Origin of the sequence: uncultured Parasphingorhabdus sp., from assembly GCF_963975555.1 — a bacterium.
Classification (GTDB): domain Bacteria; phylum Pseudomonadota; class Alphaproteobacteria; order Sphingomonadales; family Sphingomonadaceae; genus Parasphingorhabdus.
The window spans coordinates 477,387-498,051 of the sequence record NZ_CAXBHH010000001.1; the positions used below are offsets into that span (position 1 = coordinate 477,387).

A 20,665-nucleotide genomic window follows, 5' to 3' on the forward strand; every position below is an offset into this window, starting at 1 on the left:
TCGAGGCTTCATATTGATCAGTTATAATCGGCTGATAGTCCTATGAACGGCAATGGCTGGGGTAGGGTTAGAAACGACAAAGGCAGAATATCGGATGCTTTAACCCGTTTGCTATGCAGGAAAATACCGAAAACCGTTATTCTCGGGTAATAGTTGCTCGATATTCTAAATGGTATCAATCCCAATGTCACAGCCTAGCAAGCAGGTTTTTAACACTCGTAGGATGCCATTTGCCCCCGCGTCTCGTCTGTATATGGCGGTCGTTAAGTGCGCTCGCTATTGCAGGCAGGGAGCTGTGCCCCGCTGAGCGTATGTCCTCAATGACCGGAGCCAGTTCCCGCGCAAAGCTGTCCGCCCCGCTCCGGATTACCGCCACAGCGTCCGCATTACCTTTTCCAGCGCGTCTTAGTGCAGCAGCGCCATTGGGATTGCCTAGACGCTTCCCAGACTTGTAGGGCGTCCCGTCCGCTTTGGTCCATGTACCGCGCGCCTTTGCCGCTTCTAAAGCCTCTTTCGTCCGCCGTCCGATAGCCTTTCGCTCAGCTTGGGCAACAGCAGCCATAATATGCACGTTCAGTTCGGTAGCCTCTGGCATATCGGCTGCAATAAACTTAGCCCCGCTGTCCTGTAAAGCGGACAGGAACGCTACCGAGCGGCTCAGGCGGTCCAGCTTGGCGACCACTAGCACAGCCCCCGTTACCTTTGCATGGCGCATCGCTTCCATAAGTGCAGGACGGTCGGACCGCTTCCCGCTTTCGACCTCGGTATGTTCGGCTATAATCTCCCATCCTCTCCCCGCGCACAGCGATTGCACGGCCTGCCGCTGGGCTTCTAAGCCAAGGCCGGAGCGGGCCTGCTCCTCAGTCGATACGCGGTAATAAGCAATGACACGGCACATAATCAGTTCCCTTATAAGAATGACTATCGTTCGTTAGGCAATTATATAAGCTCCTGTCAATTGGTTATTTTTAGCCCCCGGCAAGGGGGTATGGGGGGTAATCCGGGCCACATCTGATCGGAGGTGCCCCCTCGCAAATCTCCATCATTTTTAGGTCGTAGGGCAAATGGCCTTACACTGGCTATATCAGGTGCCATAAGGGTGGGAGGCGACAATCTGGTTTCGGCGTTCAAAACAACCCGGCACCAACTCCTGTTAGCGTGCTAATAAGAGGGAGCTAGATTTCCGTCACTTGATCAGGCACGAGGGCGGAAAGACTAAAGCCAAGGGCAAAACCATCAATGCAAAACCTTCTCGATGATCTGAAGCAGCTTCTCCAAGCCGAACAGGCATTCATTTCGGATGGGGCGATCCTCAAAAATGCGGTCATAGAGGCGGCGCTGAACATGGACGTGCGGCTGCTGGAACTGCTGATCCAGTCCGATACGCTGAAGGCGCATTTCTTCACTGAAGTCGCAGGCACGCTGGTTTTCGATAAGGTTAAGTTTCAAGACTTTGTATCCAACAAAGCCTTCTTGCCCGACAGCTACACGGCATTCAAAAACCGCATAGGGCTGACTGACGGGCACGGCAATTACCTAAGCCAGTCGCGCGACGTGGTGCTTGCGTGGCCCTACAAGGATTGCGTGCTGGAAGGTGGGATGACAAAAGAAGACCGGGGCCGCAACGAGGTGTTTTGGAACACGACGCTGGCCCCGGACGACATCACGCGGTTGTTTGAACCCAAGGTGTTCACCGGCTGGGAACGCTGGGACGCGAAGGCCGTGGCAGAGGGTGAGGCCAAGCCCGTAGGCGAGGTGTCGGAGGACGACAACCTGCTGATCAAGGGGAACAACCTGCTGGCGCTGCATTCGCTGAAAGCGCGCTATGCGGGAAAGGTTAAGCTGATCTATATCGACCCGCCGTTCAACACGGGAGATGACAGTTTCCGGTACAATGACCGCTTCAATCACTCAACTTGGCTGACTTTTATGCGAAACCGGCTGGAAGTGGCAAGAGACCTGCTGTCCAATGAAGGAGCGGTAGCGGTTATCCTTGATGACACCGAAATCCACTATTGCAAGGTGCTGATGGACGAGATTTTCGGAGCGGCGAACTATATCACCACGATCTCAGTCGAAGCAGCTACCACTTCCAGCTTCAAAACCGTGAACACGGGACCGACACAAGTAACCAACTTCATTCTTTGTTATTCAAAGCGCAAATCAAGTTTCGAGTATCACGTGCCCTATATCGGCAGCGCGGAGGTGGACTTGGGGCACTTTTCGCGCTTTATCGAAAACTTTGATGATCCATGCGATGAATGGCGTTTCAAGAGTATATCTTCACATATTCTTGATGGGCTTGGGTTCAACGGAGACACCGCAAACAGTCAGTGGGCCAAAGCCAAGCGAGAACTTGGAGCCGAAAAAGCAACGATAGCGGTTACAGAGCAGGCCAATGAGTTTGCACTAGAAAATGCTTACAGGGTCTTTGAAACCAAAACTCTCCAAAAGCCCTCCTCTTGGTTGACGGAGCCTCTCAGAAAGTCACGAGAGTTGGACCATGTGATCAAGTTAGATAGAGAAGGACTTGATCCAATATACTTGTATCAAGGTCGTCAGGTTTATTTCTTGGGAAAGGGGCTTCGAGAAATAGATGGAGAAAGACTAGTTGCGCGTCCCGTATCAAATCTCTGGACTGATATTCCTACAAACAACTTGCAGTCCGAAGGCGGCATTAGCTTTCCAGCAGGAAAGAAACCCGAAGCCCTATTGCGTCGGATCATACAGATGTTTTCGTCATCAAGAAACGACATCGTGCTCGATTTCTTTTCTGGTTCAGGCACGACTGCGGCGGTTGCGCACAAAATGCAACGAAAGTGGATCGCTATCGAGCAAATGGACTACATCCTCGATTTGCCTGCTTCTCGCTTTAAGAAGGTTATCGAAGGTGAGCAAAGCGGCATATCCAAAGCCGTAGAGTGGCAAGGCGGTGGATCATTTGTCTATGCCGAACTTGCGGCCTCCAACTCGGCCTTTGCCGACCGCATAGAAGCCGCCGAAGACATCGCCACGCTGCAAACCATCCATGCCGATATCCAAGCCACAGGCTATCTGCGCTATGAGGTGGACCTAAGCGCCTTCGATACCGACAACTTCGCCGCGCTGCCGCTGGACGACGCCAAGCGCGTGCTGATGGACTGCCTCGATACCAACCATCTCTATGTCAATCTCGGCTGCCTTGGGGATGCGGATTTTGACATCTCGGAGGACGACGCAACTGCTACCCGTTCATTCTACGGGATCACCGAATGACCCAAAGCCTGAGCCAAGAGTTTGACGCGCTGGCCAAGTATGGGGCGCTCAAGTCAGACATCCCCGATGACATCACCGGAAACCTTGCACCCAAGATCACCTTACGCCCCTATCAACGCACGGCGCTGGAGCGTTGGCTGTTCTACATCGACAAATACGAGGGACGACCGAAAGCCCCGCACCTTCTGTTCCACATGGCCACGGGCAGCGGTAAGACGGTGTTGATGGCGGCGCTGATCCTGGACCTTTACCGGCGCGGCTATCGCAACTTTCTGTTCTTCGTGAACTCTGCCCAGATCATCGAAAAGACCAAGGACAATTTCCTCAACCCTGCATCGGCTAAGCATCTATTTGCGCCACAGGTTCGGATTGACGACAAGCCGGTGGACATCCGCGCGGTGGATACCTTTGACGCGGTGAGCGGTGAGGCAATCAACATCCACTTCACTACCATTCAAGGGCTGCACACACGGATGCAAGCCCCGAAGGAAAACGCTGTCACCATCGAGGACTTCCGCGACTACAAGGTGGTGATGATTTCAGACGAAGCGCACCACCTAAATGCAGAGACCAAGAAGACGCTTACTGTCGGCGAGAAGGAAGACAAGGCCAGTTGGGAAGGTACGGTATCGGAGATATTCCGCCAGCACCCCGAAAACATGCTGTTGGAGTTCACCGCGACCGTTGACCTAAGCCATGAGGCGATTAGGGCGAAGTATCACGACAAGATATTGTACGACTATTCGCTGCGCCAGTTTCGGGAAGACGGCTATTCCAAGGACATCGAGTTGCGACAGGCCGATTTGCCGCCTGAGGCCCGGATGATGCAGGCGATGGTGTTGAGCCAGTACCGCCGCAAGGTCGCCGAGGCACACGGGCTGCATTGCAAGCCCGTGATCCTGATGAAGTCCAAGACGATCAAGGACAGCGCCGACAACGAGGCCGCGTTCTCGGCAATGGTGGCCGGATTGTCTAGCGATGCGGTAAAGGCGATCAGAGCAGCCTCTGAGGGCGATGACACTCTTTCCCGCGCCTTCGCGTTCATCATGGACGAAAGGGGCATGGAGGCGGCTGATTTCGCCCGTGAGCTTCAGAGCGATTTTGCCCCCGAGAAGGTAGTGAATGTCAACAACCCCAAGGATTTGGAAAATAGACAGATAGAGTTGAACGCGCTTGAGGATCGGGACAACGAGATACGGGTTATCTTTGCCGTCGATAAGCTAAATGAGGGCTGGGACGTGCTGAATTTGTTCGACATCGTGCGCCTGTACGACACCCGCGACGGCAAGGCCAACAAGGTGGGCAAGACCACCATGGCCGAGGCACAGTTGATCGGACGCGGGGCGCGGTATTTTCCCTTTGTCGCCCCAGATCAACCCGACGCCGCGCGCGAAAAGCGCAAGTATGACAGCGCAGTGGACCATCCGTTGCGGGTGCTGGAGGGACTGCACTACCACTGTTCCCATAATCCGAAGTACATCCAAGACATCCGCAATGCCCTGCGCGAAACCGGAATGCTGGATGAAACCGCACGGACGGTGCACCTGCGGCTCAAGGACAGCTTCAAGCAGACATCTCTATATGAGAGTGAATACATCTGGACGAATGACCGAGTGAGAAACCCACGTGACAATGTGGACGGGCTGGATGCATACAAGATTGAAGGCACCTTTACCTATCTCAACCTGATGACAGGTCAGGTGACGGAGGCCTCTGCCTTTGGCGGTGGTCAATTGACGCTGAAGCCGTCGAGCAAGGAACCTATCTCACGTGACTTCAAGCTGGCCGATTTCGGCAGGGCCATTCTGGGCTTTGCGTTGGATGCCAATGATTTCTTCCACTTTGCCAATCTGCGAACCTATTTTCCGCAACTTGCGAGTGCATCGCAGTTTGTCACCTCTGACAGCTATCTTGCCAACGTGACAGTGAACGTGCGCGGCTTGCCCGATGACTTGGACAATTTGACCGCGCGGCAAAAGCTGGACATCGCACACTACGTCTTGCACCAGATCGAAAGCGGCGTGAAACGCGAAAGCGTCGAGTTTATCGGTACCAAGGATTTCAAGCCGTATCCCATCAAGGGCCGCTTCACCGATAAGACGTTGAAACTGCGGATCGAAGGCGAGACGGGCCTGAGCTGGGTGAAGGGCGAAAGTAACGTGCCGGGGCTGGATCAGATCGACCTGAGCGGTAAGGAGTGGCACGCCTATGATGACAGTTACGGCACGGATCAGGAAAAGCTCTTCATCAAGTATATGCACGATCAGGAAGCCAGACTGCGCGGCGTGTATGATGACTTCTATCTGCTAAGGAACGAGAAGGCAGTGAAGCTCTACGACTTTGATACTGGACGCGCCTTTGAACCGGACTTCATTCTGTTTCTGAGGAAGAAGGGAAAAAAGGCCAGCACGATTATGCAGCTATTCATCGAACCGAAGGGCGACCAGCTCCGCCCACAAGATGACTGGAAGCAGGTTCTTCTTGAGGAGGTGAAAAACAAGGCCCGACTTGAGACGGTATTCCAAGGTCGTGATTATTCGGTCCTTGGCCTGCCATTCTACAATGAGGCAGGGCAGACCAACGCCGAATTTAAAGAGGCCTTTGAGGATGAGGTCTTAGGGTAGAATAGCATCGAAGTGGATCTTCGGATCCACGGGTGGGACCAAGAGGAAACGGATAGTCCCTACGAGCTTGCGAAAAACATAATATCCTGATTACGTGCTGTCCAACAATGCAAATGATTTAAGCTAATTTACAAAGGTGCAAATAATGACAGGTGGCATTGTCTATATACTCACAAATGAAGCGATGCCGGGGTATGTCAAGATTGGGCTGACGCAGCAAAATGACGTTGGCGATAGGGTAAAGCAATTAGATAATACTTCTATACCAGTCCCGTTTGAGTGCTATTTTGCAGCCAACGTTGCAGATTGCCGAAAGGTTGAGCGTACGTTGCACTTCGTGTTTGGCGAGAACCGTGCGCGCCGTAACAGGGAATTCTTCACAATCGAACCTGACTTGGCGAAAGCCATAATCGAATTAGTGGCCATCGACAAAATCATGATCACAGATGAAGAGCAGGACATAGATGCCAACGAACGTCAAGAGATTGAGGATATGCGTTCTCGGCGTGAAGTGCGCACCTTCAAGACCTTGAACGTGCCGGTTGGCAGCACTCTTACATTCGTTAAAGACGATCAAATCAAGTGCACAGTTGCAAGCGCCCGGAAAGTCCAATTCAGGGATGAAATTACTAGCCCTTCCGCAGCGGCGTTAACGCTTGTGCATGAAATGGGATATGAATGGCCGTCGGTAAGCGGCATGGCATATTGGGCTTACAAGGGGGTCAAGCTTTGCGACATTGGCAACCCAAATCCCGATGATTTGGAAGAGGATTTGGATTAGGTAATGTCATCGGGTTTGGAACTAAAAGGCACTACATCGCTATGGCGGGCTAAGCTGTGAGCGGTGTAGTTAGGACGACAGGCTGTTCTGACTGTTTACTGGCGAGCCACCGTATAACTGTGAACAAGGATAAAACAATAGTGCATTTACGACTTAGCTTAAAGGTGGCGCGTGGGGGGTAATGGGGAGCTTTTGCCCCACCGTTGTCGGAGTTGGGGCCTCGAATTTCTTTATCGTTTTTCGGTTATCAGCTCAGGCATCCCACTTGGGGAACCAATCGTTGAATACTAAATTCCACCAGAAAATCGCCATGGGCATGTTATTGGCATTCTCCTCTTCACGTGCCTTTTCAGCCCTCCGTATTGCAGTGTCCAACTTTGAAATGGCTGATGTTTTTATGGCTGCTGTAGCTGGCGCGACAAGACCTGATACTCCCATCGGGTCCTGCATGGAGGCTAATTCGCTGCGCCGAATAGCCCGCAAACACGATAGAAAGTCGATCTTATATATTATAACACTTTCATTCTTTGCATACTCAGTCGTTCGAAGTTCTAAGTAGAACGATCTGATCCCTACAGTGTTGTAATAGTTCCAAGCCTTTATTAATCTTATGAGCGGTTTGAGCTTCTTATTCAGATTATTGTTGTGCATGTTAACCCATGCATTGTGCCCCTGTGGACTTGAGCGCATCCACCCCCCCGCTCGGTCGGGTATATCGTAAATATTAAAGCCACCGGTTGATTGACGAACATAATCTGCTGGGACAATTTCGTGGCGCTCCCCCGGCTGGCTCCCAAATGGAACAATGACCGCAGGACTTCGGACCGTAACACCGGTTCTTGGAAACCGAGCGTGCAATGTTGATCGGATTGCTTGAAGTGATTGAGTAGAGTTTTTCTTTAGATTTGCCCGTGGTATAACAGCAAAATAGTCAACGTCGCTATACCACCGGACGCTTGTCTGATGTCCAAACGAACCGGAACGGAAAAGGGATGTCATGCCAAATCCGGATTTTAGGCTGGCTTCTATGCTAGCCCGGTGTGAAGCGGCGCTAGTAGTTTCTGATGAACTGGCGCTAAGCCGAGACAATAACATGTCGAAACATTCGTCCACTGTTTTTGGGATTTTAACCTCCCTTATGCTTCAGCATGTTTGCGCCAAAGCTCATCTAGTCTTACACGATTTTGTTGGTATACGCCCGGGGCCATCATTGGCGCGCTTTCTACGGCAGAATTGTAGTCACCTAACAACAAAAGAAGGTCTGGCTGTGGGTAACCGGATAATCTTAAGTTCTTAAGCCTACTTTGAAATCCGGCCAACTGCCTATGGGCTGATGCATATGCCATTGCATTGCCCGCTATGTCTTGTGACATCAAGAGAACCAAGGTTGCACACAACAATCGAGCCCCGAGTTGTATCTGACTAACGTCCAAAAATAGCATCGAACTTGCGAACATCGCTATTGCGATACACATAAACAGAAATAGACTGACCCAAGTTTGCCTCGCACTGGCGGCATACAAGTTACAAGAATAGAACGCGCTTTCCTCCAACATTTCGGCAAGCCTATCATTGCCTGCCGCTTTGTCGGTTGCGAAGAAATCAGGGTTTTCAGAAAACTTGCCGTCTTCCTTTGTGACCGTAAAGGCTACTTCAATATCTCTGGCTTCAGAGGGAGATAAATGTTCGCTCAACCCGTCCGAGATGAGCATCGCTCTTCTTCCTCGTTCTGCCTGTCCTCGGCTCTCCCGGTGATATAAACTTATTAAGAACCAGATCATATATCCTATCATCGCAGCGACAGCGAATATTAGAGACCAGTTTCCATTAGTTATAAATATCGTTAGCATCCCGAATGCTGCGATTATCAACTGACTGTAGAAGGCTCGTTTAAATAGTCGCTCTGCTTTCTTGAACTCCGCCGATGTAAGGCCCTCTAAGGTGGTTTCACGAACAGCCACTCTAATCCCCCTGTTCCAATATCTATCTTATCCTATGGCTCAATTCATCTAATAACCATAGAAGATTAACCACTGACCTCGAAGTTACCGAACAAAATCTATTTCAATATAATTGAAGTAATTTCGGGAACCTTTGGGGTACCTACCGTTTTTGAGATAAAGGGTTCGGGTCCTAAACAGGGACCCACATTGCCAAGCTTGTTTCCATTTGCTACAAAGGGGTACCACAAACGCGGCAACCACACTCGTTGAAAGTCACGTTTTCTGGGGTTTTCTAGTACTCGAACTCTAGTCCTCTTCTGGCACCATAATTTTCTAACTGATCGAAATATATCGATAATCGAATTTTAATTCGCGCCGACTGCTGCCGGCTCACATTGGGTTTTGCGACAACGCAATATGTGGCGGGCAAACGGCCGAAAAAGCACCGAACCAGCCCGACCGAAATGCTAAGAGGTCACCGCGCCGAGCATCTGGCCCAGCTCTTTTACCAGCAGCTTCGACTGAATCGGCTTGGCTAGATGGAGCGAGCCGGAGAATGCCGCTGGCCGGTCTTCGATGCTGCGACCGGAGACCGAGAGATAGGGGGTTCCCATTTCGGACAGCAATTTGGCAACCGGCTCGGAAGTTTCCTGGCCCAGATTGATGTCCAGGACCGCCGCATCACACATCTCGTTCTCGAGATGCTTCAGCGCTCCGCCGACTGTGGTGACCGGGCCGAGAATGTCGAAACCGGCGTCTTTCAGTATTTCCGCAATCTCGATTCCGATCAGGATTTCGTCTTCCACCACCAGGATCCGGTGGGTTGTATCGGATCGCGCCTGCCGGAGCCCGATGACCGCATCGCTTTGCTGCGTTGTTGGTTGTGATCCGCTAAGCACTTTGCCGGCCCGGCACGATAATTGGCAGAAAAGGCCGGTTGGCCGCCAATCCAGATCAACTTCTCCCTCGAGGCTGGCCTCGAGCAGGCGATCGATAATCGTCGATCCGAAGCCGCTTCGCGACGGCTTTTCGACTCTCGGGCCACCGCTTTCGCCCCAGCTCATCGAAAAATCCTGATCCGTTCCGGCCTTTTGCTCGAGCTTCCACAGGATTTCGATGACGCCTTCATCATTTGACAGCGCGCCATATTTGGCCGCGTTGGTGGCAAGCTCATGCAACGCCATTCCGATCGCTTGGGCCGCCGGTGCGGTAATCCTGAGCGGCGGGCCGGACAATTTTATCCGCGGCCCTATCGCATCGCCAAAATGGGCAAGCTGCGACCGCACCAGTTCGTCGAGCGGGACATCTTGCCAGCAGTTGTTGAGAAGCACATCGTGGCTGGCGGACAGGGCAAGTATGCGCTCTTCGAAGCGCTGCACGAAGGTTGTGGCGTCACTAGCGGCGGTTTGCCGCGCAATGACCTGCACCAGGGTCAGCATATTTTTCGCGCGGTGGTTCACCTCGCCCATCAGCAGGCGCTCGCGCTCTTCCGCGCGCTTCCGTTCGCTTATGTCATGCGCGATTTTCGAGGCGCCGACGATATTGCCGGCTGCATCGTAAATCGGCGAAACGTTGACGGCCACGTCCACCCGCCGACCGTCACGACATACGCGGACCGTCTCGTAATTGCTGATCTTCTCGCCGCTGTTCAGCCGCGAAAGAATGTCATCTTCCTCATATTGAAGGTCCGGCGGAATGAGAAGACGGATCGATTTGCCGATCATTTCTCCGGCAGAATAGCCGAAGATTTTCTCGGCACCATCGTTCCAGCTTGTGATTGTGCTATCTAGGGTCTTGGAAATGATCGCTTCATCGGACGATGCAACGATGGCCGCTAGATGGGCGCGGGCCTGTTCCGCGCGCTTCCGGTCGGTGATATCGGTGATCGAGGCATAGAAAATATTTTCGACGCCGGGAAAGAACTGTAGCTGTACCGCCACATCATAGGTTGAACCGTCTTTCCGTTCGTGCACCGTTTCAAACAGCAGGTTTGGCACCTCTCCATTCCGCAACGGTGTCACGAAATCGATGAATTGTTCCTTTGTATATTGCGGCTTCAGGTCCCAGGGCGTGCGCTCGCGAAGTTCCTCCATCGAGTAGCCGAGATTTTCCCGTGCGCCCCGGTTGACCAGTTCAAAATGATAGCTGTCCGCGCCGAATATATATATCTCACTAACCGAATCCTCGACGATCCGTCCGAGCCGTTCGTTGAGCGAAGCGGTCGCCAGCCGTTCCAGTTCGGCAGCCGCGCGGCCGGAAAACAGCTCGATGATTTCCGCCGCCTGTTCGGGATGTTCAATGACTTTGTCGTCAAGCGCAGCCAGCAAACCGAGAATTTTTCCTGATGATGACCGAAGGGGTGTTCCGACATAGGCCTCTGCGCCCATATCTTTCAGCACCTGGTCGTCGGGGAAGAGGCCAATAATATTATCCGGAAAGCAACAGGCGCCCTGTCCGACAATATTGGCGCAGGGAGAATGTTCCAGCTGATATTCGAAATTTTCTCCGGGACCATTGTCCCAGACCGCAACCGTGCAGGCTTGCCCGGGGGTGGCTGGATGAAGGGTAGACAGGAACACCCAGCGGGCCGAGAGCGCATCAGCCAGCGCCTCCACCATTACCGGGAAAAAGGCTTCTCCCACGACTTTGGAACATGAGGCCAGCTTGGCCTGTACAGAAGAGAAAGACTGTAATGCGCCATTCGGCGGTCGAGTAGTTTGCACCATCGGTTGGTCTCCCAGAAACCGATATGTATAAGCTTCGCACGGTTCCTGCAACAGGATGTTTCGAGCATGGTTTCCCCGGCACTTGCCGCATTAGCCCGAGTGGGCATCGGTCGGGAAACAGCGCATCAAGCTCACCGACGCGATTGTCATTGCTGGCGGTTACCGCCCCTCGTCAGGCGTAATAGGCCACGCTTTGCATCGCGGTTGCGATCAGTTCGCGGCGGCTGTTCCAGATGCTCATATACTGGCTGCTAGCGCCGTGATCGGCATGGTGGGTGTGCGAATCGATCAGCCACCAGCCATCCTCGGTCGTGAGTTCTTCGGCGATGATGTTGACCTGCCAGTTCATCGAGCTGACCATCGCGTTCTGGTCGAGCAATCCCATCACCGAAGGCGGCAGGCTGTCGCACATGCAGAGGATTTCCGCCATCGGATCGAGCCCCTCGCGCTGTTTCAGCCGCATCCAGCGGGTCAGGCGGTTGGTCTTGGTGCTGGTGTCGATCCGCTTGCCGACATATTCCATGTTCGAAGTGAAAAATTGCGGCGGTCCGCTGTGCAGATCATCGCCATCGGGCAAAGCGGGGAAATCGGGATGGACAATGTCGGAGGTTTTGACTTCCGTCAGGCGGGGCGCGGCAAAAATGAAATTGCAGTGGAGCCCGAGACCCTTGTCACCAAAAATCTCCGACTGGACAAAGGCGGTATTCTTGCCACGACGCAGCATCGCGGTTTCCGCAGTCAACGCACCAAACAGAGGGCCGGTAAAGGCAATTTGTGCCGACCGGAGCGGCGGCAGGTCATCTTCTATATGGCTGGCTGCGTGATAGGCAAGCGCGCCGGACAGGCCACCGAAGGCCGTTCGGCCCTGCGTCCAGCTTTGCGGCAGAGTGACGGGATTGTCCGGTCCACCGGGCCCGCATTGGTCGAGCAGTTCGGTAAGGGCGACGGGTTGAGGATGTTTATCGGTCATCTTTTCCGCATATCGGGCTAATTGCCTGAAATCCACTGGTAAGTTTGCGGGCGACATTTACAAAAGCTTGGATTTGATCTATAGCTTTGGTTAGTTTTCAATCTCTTGATGGAAGATGTTGTGATGAGCTATACAAACACCCTGACCCGTGCCGATTTGGCCGAAACAATGAACCGGCAGGTTGGCCTGTCGCGAGCCGACAGCGCTGTCATGGTGGAATCGATTCTCGATCATATGATCGAGGCACTGGTCGATGGTGAAAATGTCAAGATTTCGGGATTTGGTACCTTTGTGCTGCGTGACAAGGGCGAACGCACCGGTCGTAATCCCAAGACCGGCATTGAAGTGCCGATCGCGCCACGCCGGGTTCTCACCTTCCGCGCCAGCCAAACGATGCGTGACAGAATTATCGCCGCAGGTTAATGGCCCGGTGAACCGGGGGAGTAGAGTATGACCAAGGAACAAGGGGCTTTCCGGACCATCGGAGAGCTGTCGAAAGAGCTTAGCATCAAACCCCATATTTTGCGCTATTGGGAAGACCAGTTTGCGGTGCTGACGCCGCTCAAACGGGCCGGATCGCGGCGCCATTATCGTCCCGAAGATGTTATGATGGTCAAGACGATCAACCGTCTGCTCAACGAAGAAGGCTATACAATCAAAGGCGCCCGCAAATTTCTGTCCTCACGGCGCAGGGGTCCGGAGATGGTTGAGGATGCCCCGCAATTGGCCGCTGCTGCTCTGCCGCTGGCGAGCAATATGCAGGAGGATAACAGTTTGATTCTGGCGGAACTGAAAACGATCCGCGATCAGCTGACGAACGCGCTGAACCACGCTTAATCGTAATCGGGGCCCAGTTCCGGATCGAGGTCGCGCGGCCGGGTAAAGCGGTCCAGCGTGCCGCATTTTTCACCGATATCAGCCCAGTTTTCGATGGCGAGCGTCATCTCGGCCAGCGTCGCGGTGGGATATTTTGTTTCCACCTCGTCACGCGCCGGGGAACTTCCGTCATCGGGAACGAGATCGAAGATCAGGTCTTCCAGACCCGGATTGTGGCCGACCATCAGGATGTGGTCGGCATCGGCACGGGCACCGCGCAATACATCGAGCAAAGTAGCTGAAGAGGCGAGGTAGATCTTGCGATCCCAGGTCGGTTCCATCGCCAGAGTGCTGCCTTCCTCCACATTTTCGAGTGTCTCGATCACCCGCACGGCGGGGGATGCCAGGATTTGATCGAAAGTCAGGCCATTGCGCTTGATGAAACGGCCCATGACCGCAGCGGCACGTTTGCCCTTTTTATTAAGAGGCCGGTCAAAATCGCGATCAACCGGGTCATCCCAGCTGGATTTGGCGTGGCGCAGGAGTGTGAGTTTTTTCATTGCGGATTGTCATGCATCAAACTTGTTTCAGTTGGAAGACCGGATTGTTCCATTTTTGATTTGGCCTGGCGGATCTCGGTCAGGGCCTGTTCCAGTGGCATGCGTTCGATCGGCGTCCCTTCGGGGAAGGCCGAGAACAGACGCGAGGGAAAGGACGAGGAGAGGATGACAAAATGGCCATGGTCATCGGCGCGGCGAATGATCCGGCCAAAGGCCTGGGCCAGACGGGCGCGAATGATCCGGTCGTCATAGGCGCTGCCGCCGCCAGCCATCTTGCGGGCGCGGTGGAGAATATTGGGCCGTGGCCACGGCACCGATTCCATCACCACGAGGCGAAGACTCTGGCCGGGGACATCGACGCCGTCGCGCAAGGCGTCGGTACCGAGCAGGCTGGCCTTGGGGTCATCGCGGAAAATATCGACCAATGTGCCGGTGTCGATCGGATCGACATGCTGGGCGTAGATCGGCAGCCCGCTTTGCGCCATCCGGTCGGCGATCCGGGCATAGACCGTGCGCAGCCGTCTGATCGCGGTGAACAGGCCAAGAGTTCCGCCCGCTGATGCTTCGATTAATTGCGCATAGGCACCAGCAAGTCCGGCCATGTCGCCGCGCTTTACATCGGTAACGATGATGACCTTCGCCTGATTGGGATAGTCGAACGGGCTGGCGACTTCGAATTCCTGCGGGGCATGTTCGAGATGAATCGCACCGCTGCGCGCCCGCGCGGTATCCCAGCCACCGCCGCCTTTCAGCGTAGCCGATGTGATCATCACGCCATGGGCGGGTTTGGTGACGACTTCGGTAACCGGTATGGTCGGATCGAGCCAGTGGCGGCAGATGCCGATGTCATATTCGCGGCCCTCGAAACGGTCGATCATCAGCCAGTCGACAAAATCGGGGTCAGCCGGTCCGCCGATCCGCGACAGGAGCGAGAGCCAGCCGGACAAGGTATCGCGGCGCCAGCCGAGGCTCGACAATGCGCCTTCCATGCGCGCCCGGGCCGGGGCGTCCATCCAGTCGGGGCCTTCCTCGATCAGATGTTCGATCCGCTGGCCGAGACGCACCAGAGGCTTGAGCAGGGCATCCATCGCCTGCGCTGCAGTGGCGACGGCGTCGATCATCGGGCCTTCGATATGGGTCAGTTCGGTTTCCAGCCCGTAGCCGGCATCGGCGCTCTGGCTTTCATCGCGGGCGAAGACCATTGCTCGGACCTCCTGGAGCAGCGCCTCGATCGGACCAGAAGCCTCGCCTTCACCGATCCGCTGGAGCCAGCCGTCACTGGGCAGAGCCTCGGCTGCGACACGGGCGCTTTCAATCGCGCGGCCACCTTCTTCGTCATAGGATGCGAGATCGGCAAGCCGGGCGGCGAGTCCGCGACGGCGGCCGCGATTTTTCGTTTCCGGCCCTATCACCCAGCGCCTTATCTCTATCGCTTCCTGACCCGAAAGCCGGGCGGCGAACATCGAATCGGCTGCGTCAAACAGATGATGGCCTTCGTCGAAGATCAGTCTGGTCGGTCGGTTCTGCTGTTCGCGTCCGCGAGCTGCGTTGACCATGACCAATGCGTGATTGGCAATGACGATATCGGCCTGCTGGCTGGCACGCGCCGCTTTCTCGATGAAACATTTGCGGTAATGCGGACAGCCGGCATAGACGCATTCTCCGCGCCGGTCGGTCAGCGCCGTGGCTCCATTGCGACGGAATAATGTGGGCAGCCATCCGGGCAGATCGCCGCCAACCATATCGCCGTCCTTGCTATAGGCCGCCCAACGCGCGACCAGATGGGCGAGAATCGCCGCTCGTCCGGTAAAGCCGCCTTGCAGCGCGTCTTCCAGATTGAGCAGGCAGAGATAATTTTCCCGTCCCTTGCGCACGACGACTTTCTTCCGAAATGTCTCTTCGTCCGGATAGATGCGCCGGGTTTCCCGGTCGAGCTGCCGCTGCAGCGCTTTGGTAAATGTCGAAATCCATACGGTGCCGCCGGCCTGGCGCGACCATAAGGATGCCGGCGCGAGATAGCCGAGCGTCTTGCCGATTCCCGTTCCCGCTTCCGCCAGCAACATATTGGGCACGCCCTTGATCTTGCGCGGATTGAAAATCTGGGACACGGCGGCGGCATAGCTTTTCTGGCCCTCGCGTTCCTCGGAGCCTTCCCCGGTCAGGGCATCGAGCGTGGCAAGTGCCTCGTCCTTGTCCACGGTGATTGATCTCGGGGCGGGGCGCGGTGCTTCTTCTTCCCATTCGGTCAGCTTGGAAAACAGCCAGCGTTCAGCCTCGACCGGCTTCTCCAATTTGCGTCCGACCTCCTGCGCCCAGGGCCAGCGTAGCCGGTAGAGCGCCTGAGCGCTGCTCCAAGCCCCTTCACGCTCTTTCCAATAAGGTGCTTCCAATCCTTCCAATAGCAAACTTGCGGCTTGCCGGCACAGAGCAGCAATATCCGCCTCTTGCTCAGGCGGGGTCAGCCCCAGCGTCTTGGCGAGACCGGCCGGTGTCGGGACAACGAACTGGGCCGGATGGATGAAGGCGAACAGCTCGAGCAGGTCGAGTCCCGAAAGATCGGGATAGCCGAGCCGTTGACCCAGTAATGGCGCGTTGAGCAGGATATGCGGCGTTTCCGCAACCCGGCCAATCGCCTCGCCCTTGCCAATCGCGCGGGTTTCGCCATCGACCGAGCAAATCCAGATGCCGCTATGGCTGGCATGCAGCGCGGGATAGGGGAGCGGCGCGACCATTTAGCCGCCGACGACCGGTACGCCAGCGAACCACGGATGGAGGAACATCAGAACGGCATATAATATCACCGCAATAACCACGCTCAAAAATTCGCGGCCCGCGGTCGCGATCTTTTCCGGTTTCACCCAGGCGCCTTCGTTGCGCGAAATGGTGAAGATCGAGATCAGCGCCCACAGGCCTAGTCCACCGAACAGCACCAGTGACTTATTGTCGCCATTGGCGAGCAGATGGCCGACTGCCCAGATCAGCACACCGGTCAGCATCGGGTGACGAACCCACTGCCGTATGCGGGAAGCGCCTTGGGCTGCGCCGAGCAGCAGGATCGCGACAAACATTAGCGTCATATTGGCATGGCGGCCCCAACTTGGCGGGTCATAGACAAATTCTGCGGTGGTCGAGCGCCAGCCGAAAATCATCAAGGCCAGTGAAACCAGCAATAACAAGGCGACCAGACCCTTGTGCGGGCCTTCGCCGATAGCACCCTGGATCGAGGCGCGCAGTCCCGGCGTGACCGACTTCATCAAATGTACCAGGCTCCACAGCCAAACCCCCGTGATCAGCATTTCCATGTTCAATCTCCTGCTTTTGTTGCGTTCTACCTTGCCATATAGGCTAAGGCTACTATTTGCGCAGGATTGAGTGAAAAGGACAAATTGTGAACGATTATCGTGAAGCAGCAGAGAATTCCAAAGCGTGGCCTTTCGAGGAAGCCCGCAAGCTGCTCAAACGCTATCGCGGCGAGCGCGGAGCGCCTGCGCCAAAGCCGGGTGGCGAGCCGATGCTGTTTGAAACCGGCTACGGTCCCTCGGGGCTGCCGCATATCGGTACGTTCAACGAAGTGTTGCGGACCACGATGGTGCGCCATGCCTATGAGACGCTGACCGGCAATCCGACCCGGTTGATCGCGTTCAGCGATGATATGGACGGCTTTCGCAAGGTGCCGACCAATGTCCCCAACCAGGAAATGCTGGCCGAACATCTCCACAAGCCGCTGACGCAAGTCCCCGATCCGTTTGAAAAATTCGAGAGTTTCGCCGCGCATAATAATGCGATGCTGCGGGATTTTCTTGATCAATTCGGCTTTGAATATGAATTTATCTCTTCAACCGAACAATATCAAAGCGGCGCTTTTGACGAGACGCTGAAGCTGGTGCTCGCCCGCAACCAGCAGATATTGGACATCATGCTGCCGACCCTGGGCAAGGAGCGTCAGGCGACCTACTCGCCGATATTGCCGATCAGTCCCAAAACCGGCCATGTGTTGCAGGTGCCGGTCGAGATCGTTGATGCCGAAGCCGGGACTGTCCGCTTTGAAGACGATGGCGAGATGATCGAGCATAATATCCTTTCCGGGGGCGCCAAGCTGCAGTGGAAGGTCGACTGGGCGATGCGATGGACTGCTTTGGGCGTCGACTATGAGATGTACGGCAAGGACCTGACCGACAGCGGCGTGCAGTCGGGCAAGATTGCCAAGGTTCTAGGCGCGCGCAAGCCGGAGGGCCTGATCTACGAGATGTTCCTCGACGAAAAGGGCGAGAAAATCTCCAAGTCCAAGGGCAATGGTCTCAGTCTCGAGGAATGGCTGCGCTATGGCTCCGAAAATAGCCTTGCATTCTACATTTTTCGCGAACCCAAATCGGCAAAGCAGTTGCACATGGGCGTCATCCCGAAAGCGGTTGACGAATATTTCCAGTCTCGCGCCCTATGGCATGAGCAGACACCGGAAAAGCGGCTCGGCAATGCGGTCCATCATGTCCACAATGGCGACGTGCCGACCGACACCATTCCGGTAACATTCGGTCTGTTGCTCAATCTGGTTGGCGTGATGGGTGATGCCGATCGCGAGCAGATCTGGGGCTATTTGCGGCAATATGCGCCGGATGCGACATCGGACAAATATCCCGATCTCGACGAGCTGATCGGCAATGCCATGGCTTATCACAAGGATTTCATCGCTCCGACCTTGCAGCGGCGCAAACCGGAAGGCGTCGAAATGGCTGCTCTCGAACGGCTGGACAGCGAACTGGGCGCGCTGCCCGACGGTGCGGCGGCCGAGGATATCCAGACGATTGTCTATACAATCGGCAAGGAAGGCGGCTTCGAAAACCTGCGTGACTGGTTCAAGGCGCTTTACGAGACCCTGCTCGGTTCTTCGCAAGGCCCGCGCATGGGCAGCTTCATCGCTCTCTACGGCGTGCAGAATACCCGCAAGCTGATCGCTCAGGCGCTGGCTTTGTAATGATCGATATTTTCACCACAGGCGGCACGATCGACAAGGTCTATTTCGATGCCCTGTCGGAATATCAGATTGGTGCGACAGCACTGCCCGATATGCTGCAGGAGAATAATGTCTTTGTCGCGCACCGGGTGACGCAGCTGATGCGCAAGGACAGTCTCGAGCTGACCGACGCGGACCGGGCAGCGATCCACGAGGCGGTTGTCGCGAGCGATGCCGACATGATTCTCGTGACCCATGGCACCGACACGATGGTCGATACGGCTCGGGTGCTTTCCGACATTTCTGGCAAGACGATCGTGCTGACCGGTGCGATGCAGCCGGCGTCGTTGCGGATCAGCGATGCCCAGTTCAACGTCGGCTTTGCCCTGGCCGCGACCCAGACCTTGCCCCATGGCGTCTATATCGCGATGAACGGCGAGGTTTTCGATCCGGCGAAAACGCACAAGGATCGCTCGGCGCACAGATTCGTCAGTGAATAGGATTATTTCCGGTATATAGTCGTAGCGACAGGGGGAGTTTGAGATGACGATGCGTACGGTCGAGCAACTCAGCGAGCAATTGCTCAACAAGCCGCTGGCGGCGCTGTCCCCCGAAGAACGGGGTGTGCTGGAAGCGATCGTGTCGCGCGAGATTGTTGCGGATGATGCAGGCATATTGGCGGACGAGCGGACCAGCTTCGGTGAACGTCTGTCCGACCGGGTTGCCGCCGTTGGCGGTTCCTGGGGTTTCATCATCGCTTTTGCTGTCGTTCTCTTCGGCTGGATGCTGTTGAATTCTAAGATATTGGGCCGTTTCGATGCAGCCTTCGATCCCTATCCCTTCATCTTTCTCAATCTGATGCTGTCGACGCTGGCCGCGATCCAGGCGCCGATCATCATGATGAGTCAGAACCGGGCTTCCAACAAGGACCGGATCGCCGCTGCGCATGATTATGAAGTCAACCTGCGCGCCGAACTCGACATCATCCGCCTGCACGAGAAAATCGACCTGCTGATGCTGGAGAAGATCACCAGCCTTCAATCCGATCTCAACGAGATCAAGACGGCGGTGAAATCGGGCGGTTGAATATTCTCCCGACCAGCATCACGGCCGCGATCGTTGCAATCATCGTCAGATAGGCGACCAGCCCGTATAAGGTCAGCCCCGGGATCGTCCACATCAGCAGCACATCATTTCCGCCCGGCACCGCGGTGGCACCAATGCCCATCAGGAAGCCGCCAGCCAGATTGGCCAATGCCAATTTCCAGCCGCCCCATTCCGGTCTGAAGCGGTCCTTGAGCCAGTTCGAGAGAATCGCGCCAGCGAACAGCGCGATCACAGCCAGCTCGACGGTCTTGCCGACCGAGAGGCTCTGGCCTTGCAGGAAACCGTTGAGCTGGGCGGTATAGGCCCATTCGGGACGGGTGCCGTAGATTGTTGCTGCGCAGATACCGATGACGACAAGCGCGAGAAAGGCTTTGTTTCTTCTGACCAGAACCAGCCACAGACTGACCATCGCGATCATAGCGAAAATCGCCAAGGCAATTTGTTTGGCCCGGCTCTGCTCGATCGTTGTGCGTGGCAGAAACTCTGTCGGGCCGAGCAGGTCGAGACCGAACTTCCCTGTCAGCGACAAGGCGAGGCCCAATCCGACGAAAGTCAGTAAATAGGCGAACTTGCCGGTCCCGATCTGGCCGACGCTTCCGACAAAGCAGCCGCGATTGACGATCGCGCCCAATCCCATCAGCACCGCACCGACAAACATTTTGCCGCTTAGCGGAATATCGAGCGGCAAATGGGCCTGACCGGTCCATTCCACCAGCACGACCAGCACGATTGCCGCCCAGCTCGCGATGACCAAGAGACCGAACAGCCAATCCATCTTGCCCTGATTGACCCAGCGACCGGTCGCCGCGACCGTGCAGGTCGCTGCCCGGCCAAGGGCGAATCCCAGAATGAAAGCCAGCGCTATGATATAATTTGAGGCCACTATCCTGTTTACCGCATCAGCGCGTTTTCACAACGCCGCAAAAGCGGGA

General features: G+C 55.3%; 17 protein-coding genes. 8 read left to right on the forward strand and 9 right to left on the reverse strand.

The annotated features are described in order from the left end of the window. Nucleotides 1-187: 187 nt before the first annotated feature. Nucleotides 188-898, reverse strand: coding sequence for a recombinase family protein (locus AAC060_RS02320; protein ID WP_339822487.1), 711 nt, complete (start codon nucleotides 896-898; stop codon nucleotides 188-190). 341 nt (nucleotides 899-1,239) lie between these two features. On the opposite strand from AAC060_RS02320, the gene AAC060_RS02325 reads away from it, so the two are divergent. The 3 genes from AAC060_RS02325 (at nucleotide 1,240) to AAC060_RS02335 (ending at nucleotide 6,660) form a co-directional block, all read left to right on the forward strand. Continuing rightward, nucleotides 1,240-3,255 carry a site-specific DNA-methyltransferase gene (locus AAC060_RS02325; protein WP_339822490.1) on the forward strand — a complete coding sequence of 672 codons (2,016 nt, stop codon included), beginning with the start codon at nucleotides 1,240-1,242 and terminating at the stop codon, nucleotides 3,253-3,255. Then, entirely contained in the window at nucleotides 3,252-5,879 is a 2,628-nt protein-coding gene (locus tag AAC060_RS02330) for a DEAD/DEAH box helicase family protein (protein WP_339822493.1), read from the forward strand. The genes AAC060_RS02325 and AAC060_RS02330 overlap by 4 nt, the downstream gene beginning before the upstream one ends. A gap of 145 nt (nucleotides 5,880-6,024) precedes the next feature. Further along, nucleotides 6,025-6,660 (forward strand): GIY-YIG nuclease family protein, encoded by a 636-nt coding sequence (locus tag AAC060_RS02335; RefSeq protein WP_339822496.1) that lies wholly within the window; start codon nucleotides 6,025-6,027, stop codon nucleotides 6,658-6,660. A 252-nt stretch (nucleotides 6,661-6,912) separates the two neighbouring features. Here the strand turns inward: AAC060_RS02335 and AAC060_RS02340 are convergent, their stop codons facing one another. The 4 genes from AAC060_RS02340 to AAC060_RS02355 form a co-directional block, all read right to left on the reverse strand. Further along, the gene (locus tag AAC060_RS02340; protein WP_339822498.1) at nucleotides 6,913-7,773 is read right to left on the reverse strand and encodes a nucleotidyltransferase; all 861 of its coding nucleotides are present in this window, start codon (nucleotides 7,771-7,773) and stop codon (nucleotides 6,913-6,915) included. 23 nt (nucleotides 7,774-7,796) lie between these two features. Then, entirely contained in the window at nucleotides 7,797-8,621 is an 825-nt protein-coding gene (locus tag AAC060_RS02345; RefSeq protein WP_339822499.1) for a hypothetical protein, read from the reverse strand. Nucleotides 8,622-9,070: 449 nt separating this feature from the next. After that, nucleotides 9,071-11,329 (reverse strand): PAS domain S-box protein, encoded by a 2,259-nt coding sequence (locus AAC060_RS02350; RefSeq protein WP_339822501.1) that lies wholly within the window; start codon nucleotides 11,327-11,329, stop codon nucleotides 9,071-9,073. A gap of 172 nt (nucleotides 11,330-11,501) precedes the next feature. Beyond that, nucleotides 11,502-12,299 (reverse strand): thioesterase family protein, encoded by a 798-nt coding sequence (locus AAC060_RS02355; RefSeq protein ID WP_339822503.1) that lies wholly within the window; start codon nucleotides 12,297-12,299, stop codon nucleotides 11,502-11,504. A gap of 123 nt (nucleotides 12,300-12,422) precedes the next feature. Between AAC060_RS02355 and AAC060_RS02360 the strand changes: the two genes are divergently transcribed. Beyond that, nucleotides 12,423-12,722 carry an integration host factor subunit alpha gene (locus AAC060_RS02360; protein ID WP_339692426.1) on the forward strand — a complete coding sequence of 100 codons (300 nt, stop codon included), beginning with the start codon at nucleotides 12,423-12,425 and terminating at the stop codon, nucleotides 12,720-12,722. 27 nt (nucleotides 12,723-12,749) lie between these two features. Next, nucleotides 12,750-13,136: a MerR family transcriptional regulator gene (locus tag AAC060_RS02365; protein WP_339822506.1), complete on the forward strand. Its 387-nt coding sequence runs from the start codon at nucleotides 12,750-12,752 to the stop codon at nucleotides 13,134-13,136. Here the strand turns inward: AAC060_RS02365 and AAC060_RS02370 are convergent. The 3 genes from AAC060_RS02370 to AAC060_RS02380 are packed head-to-tail and all read right to left on the reverse strand — an operon-like array spanning nucleotide 13,133 to nucleotide 16,977. Beyond that, on the reverse strand, nucleotides 13,133-13,675 hold the full coding sequence (locus tag AAC060_RS02370; protein ID WP_339822507.1) for a histidine phosphatase family protein: 543 nt from the start codon (nucleotides 13,673-13,675) through the stop codon (nucleotides 13,133-13,135). The genes AAC060_RS02365 and AAC060_RS02370 overlap by 4 nt on opposite strands. Next, nucleotides 13,672-16,407, reverse strand: coding sequence for an ATP-dependent DNA helicase (locus AAC060_RS02375; protein ID WP_339822509.1), 2,736 nt, complete (start codon nucleotides 16,405-16,407; stop codon nucleotides 13,672-13,674). The genes AAC060_RS02370 and AAC060_RS02375 overlap by 4 nt, the downstream gene beginning before the upstream one ends. Further along, the gene (locus tag AAC060_RS02380) at nucleotides 16,408-16,977 is read right to left on the reverse strand and encodes an NnrU family protein (protein WP_339822511.1); all 570 of its coding nucleotides are present in this window, start codon (nucleotides 16,975-16,977) and stop codon (nucleotides 16,408-16,410) included. A gap of 83 nt (nucleotides 16,978-17,060) precedes the next feature. Between AAC060_RS02380 and AAC060_RS02385 the strand changes: the two genes are divergently transcribed. The 3 genes from AAC060_RS02385 to AAC060_RS02395 are packed head-to-tail and all read left to right on the forward strand — an operon-like array spanning nucleotide 17,061 to nucleotide 19,712. Then, nucleotides 17,061-18,647 (forward strand): lysine--tRNA ligase, encoded by a 1,587-nt coding sequence (locus AAC060_RS02385; RefSeq protein WP_339823776.1) that lies wholly within the window; start codon nucleotides 17,061-17,063, stop codon nucleotides 18,645-18,647. Continuing rightward, complete coding sequence (locus tag AAC060_RS02390; RefSeq protein WP_339822513.1) at nucleotides 18,647-19,126, forward strand: asparaginase domain-containing protein; 480 nt, start codon at nucleotides 18,647-18,649, stop codon at nucleotides 19,124-19,126. Before AAC060_RS02385 ends, AAC060_RS02390 begins: the two co-directional genes overlap by 1 nt. A gap of 43 nt (nucleotides 19,127-19,169) precedes the next feature. Further along, nucleotides 19,170-19,712, forward strand: coding sequence for a DUF1003 domain-containing protein (locus AAC060_RS02395; RefSeq protein ID WP_339822516.1), 543 nt, complete (start codon nucleotides 19,170-19,172; stop codon nucleotides 19,710-19,712). Here AAC060_RS02395 and AAC060_RS02400 read toward each other — a convergent pair. After that, the gene (locus tag AAC060_RS02400; protein ID WP_339822518.1) at nucleotides 19,684-20,616 is read right to left on the reverse strand and encodes a YeeE/YedE thiosulfate transporter family protein; all 933 of its coding nucleotides are present in this window, start codon (nucleotides 20,614-20,616) and stop codon (nucleotides 19,684-19,686) included. The two genes, AAC060_RS02395 and AAC060_RS02400, sit on opposite strands and share 29 nt — an antisense overlap. Nucleotides 20,617-20,665: the final 49 nt, after the last annotated feature.